This is a genomic window from Streptomyces durocortorensis (assembly GCF_016901035.1).
Lineage (GTDB): Bacteria > Actinomycetota > Actinomycetes > Streptomycetales > Streptomycetaceae > Streptomyces > Streptomyces durocortorensis.
This window is the reverse complement of record NZ_JAFEUF010000045.1, coordinates 36,004-38,573: the sequence shown is the minus strand read 5'-3', so window position 1 is coordinate 38,573 and position 2,570 is coordinate 36,004. Positions and strand designations below refer to the sequence as shown.

At 73.1% G+C, this 2,570-nt stretch carries 2 protein-coding genes and 1 pseudogene; all 3 read right to left on the bottom strand.

From position 1 onward, the window contains the following. Positions 1-33: 33 nt before the first annotated feature. Positions 34-774 carry a response regulator transcription factor gene (locus JS521_RS12180; protein ID WP_205082783.1) on the bottom strand — a complete coding sequence of 247 codons (741 nt, stop codon included), beginning with the start codon at positions 772-774 and terminating at the stop codon, positions 34-36. A 70-nt stretch (positions 775-844) separates the two neighbouring features. After that, the gene (locus tag JS521_RS12175) at positions 845-1,915 is read right to left on the bottom strand and encodes a S1C family serine protease (protein ID WP_205082781.1); all 1,071 of its coding nucleotides are present in this window, start codon (positions 1,913-1,915) and stop codon (positions 845-847) included. Between the two features lie 104 nt (positions 1,916-2,019). Then, positions 2,020-2,463, bottom strand: a pseudogene (locus JS521_RS12170) (substrate-binding domain-containing protein); the annotation flags it as partial. Positions 2,464-2,570: the final 107 nt, after the last annotated feature.

The window sequence follows — 2,570 nt, the reverse complement described above, 5'->3', positions numbered from 1 at the left end:
GCTCCCGCCCGCCCGTGACGGGCGTCGATCCGCTCACGCCTCGCCGCTCCCGCCCGTGCGGAGCGCGTACCCCACCCCGCGCACGGTGTGGACCAGGCGCGGCTCGCCGCCCGCCTCCGTCTTGCGGCGCAGGTACATCACGTACACGTCCAGGGAGTTGGAGCTCGGCTCGAAGTCGAAGCCCCAGACGGCCTTGAGGATCTGCTCGCGGGTCAGCACCTGCCGCGGGTGGGACAGGAACATCTCCAGCAGCGTGTATTCGGTACGGGTCAGCTCCACCCGCCGCTCGCCCCGGGTGACCTCGCGCGTGGCCAGGTCCATCCGCAGGTCGGCGAAGGCGAGCACGTCGTCGTCAGGAGCCTCCGCGCCAGCCGCCGCTGCCGACGCGTAACTGCTGCGGCGCAGCAGGGCCCGGATGCGGGCGAACAGCTCGTCCAGCTCGAACGGCTTGACCAGGTAGTCGTCCGCCCCGGCGTCCAGTCCGGTGACCCGGTCCCCGACGGTGTCGCGGGCGGTGAGCATCAGGATGGGCGTGGTGGAGCCGGTGGCCCGGATGCGGCGGGCGGCGGTGAGCCCGTCCATCCGGGGCATCTGGATGTCCAGGACGATGAGGTCGGGGGCGTACGCCTCGGCCATCGCCAGGGCGTCGTACCCGTCGACCGCGACCTGCGTCCCGTACCCCTCGAAGGCGAGGCTGCGCCGCAGCGCCTCGCGCACGGCCGGCTCGTCGTCGACGATCAGGATGCGCTGGGGATCGTCTTCGGCGGGGCTCATCGCTGTCTGGTCCTCTTCTCGTGTCGACCTGGTCCGTCCGCCCTGCGAGGGCGCTCTCAGCCTTGCACGGTCAGGAGCCGTTCCCCGCGCGCAGGGTGTCCAGGTCGGCCTTGAGCGTGTTCACCGGGATCGCGAAGCCGAGGCCCACGCTGCCCGCCGAGGAACCGCTGCCCGCCGCCGAGGAACTGGGCGCGTACATCGCGGAGTTGATGCCGATGATCTCCCCGTCCATGTTGATCAGCGCGCCACCGGAGTTGCCGGGGTTGAGCGAGGCGTCGGTCTGGAGCGCCTTGTACGTGGTGGTCTCCTCGCCCGTGTCGCCGTTGAACTGCTGCCCGCCGAACTCGAACGGCCACTGCTGACCGCCGCCACCCTGCCCGCCCTGGCCCTGCCCCTGCCCCTGGCCGGAGCCGCTGCCGGAGTCGTCCTTGGCGACCGTGACGTCCCGGTCCAGCGCGGAGACGATGCCGCTGGTGACGGTGCCGGTGAGGCCCTCGGGCGAGCCGATCGCCACGACCTCCTCGCCGACCTTGACCTTGGAGGAGTCGCCCAGCGCCGCCGTCTTCAGGCCGCTCGCGCCCCGGAGCTTGATGAGCGCCAGGTCCTTGTCGGGGTCGGTGCCCACGACATCGGCGGTGTACGTCTTGCCGCTGGAGAGGGTGACCTGGATCTGCTGCGCGCCGGAAATCACGTGGTTGTTGGTGACGATCTCGCCGTCCTCGGTGATCACCACACCCGATCCGGTGGACTTGCCCGCGGAGGAGGCCGCGCCGATCTCCACGATCGCGGGGGAGACGGCCTCCGCGACGCCCGCCACGGTGCCCTTGCTGCTCTGCGAGACGGTGGTGCCGTTGACCGCGCCGCCCGAACCGGTGGCGGCGGAGTCCTGGCCGCTCAGCTGGCCGACGAGGGTGGCGGTGCCACCGCCGATCACGCCCGCCGCGATCGCCACCGCCGCCAGCAGCGCCACCGGCCGCTTCGCCTTGCGCCTTCCGGTGGTGGGGGCGTACGCGGGGGGCGGCGGGTAACCGCCCGGAGCGCTGTCGTACGCCGTTCCGTAGGAGGGGGTGTACGGGTACGAGGTCGGGTCCTGGTCCGTCGAGTGCGCGCCGCTCGGGCGAAGGTTCTCCGTCATGTCCATCAGGCTGGTCGGCGAAGATGAGAACGGCCTGAGTACGTCCTGAGAAGCCCGGAAGAACCGCGTATGCCCGCTGTAAAGACCACAGCGGGCAGGCGGTGAGCGGGTCAGGCGGACGCGGGGGGCTCCCCGCAGCCGCAGGAGCGCCGGACCACCAGCGCCGAGGGGAACTGCTTCAGCCGCTCCCGCCGCGAACCGGAGACCCGCAGCGCGTCGTCCAGCACCAGGTCCACGGCCGCCCGGGCCATCGCCGGGCGGTCGGAGTACACCGTGGTCAGCGGCGGATCGGTGAGACCCGCCTCCTTCACGTCGTCGAAGCCCGCCACCGCCAGCTCGCCCGGCACGTCGATGCGCAGCTCACGGGCGGCCCGCAGCACGCCGAAGGCCTGGTCGTCCGTGGCGCAGAAGATCGCCGGCGGCCGGTCCGGGCCGGCCAGCAGCCCGAGGGCCACCTGATACGCGTCGTAGCGGTTGTACGGGGCCTGGAACAGCCGGCCCTCCGTGGAGCGGCCCGACTCGTGCATCGCCCGCCGCCAGCCCTCGACGTGGGGGGGGGGCCCCCCCCCCCCCCCCCGCGGGGGCAACCCAGAACCCCCGCCCCCCCCCGCACCGATCCCCAGCAGCCCCCGCGGCCGGGGGGGGGGCGGGGGGCGCCCCC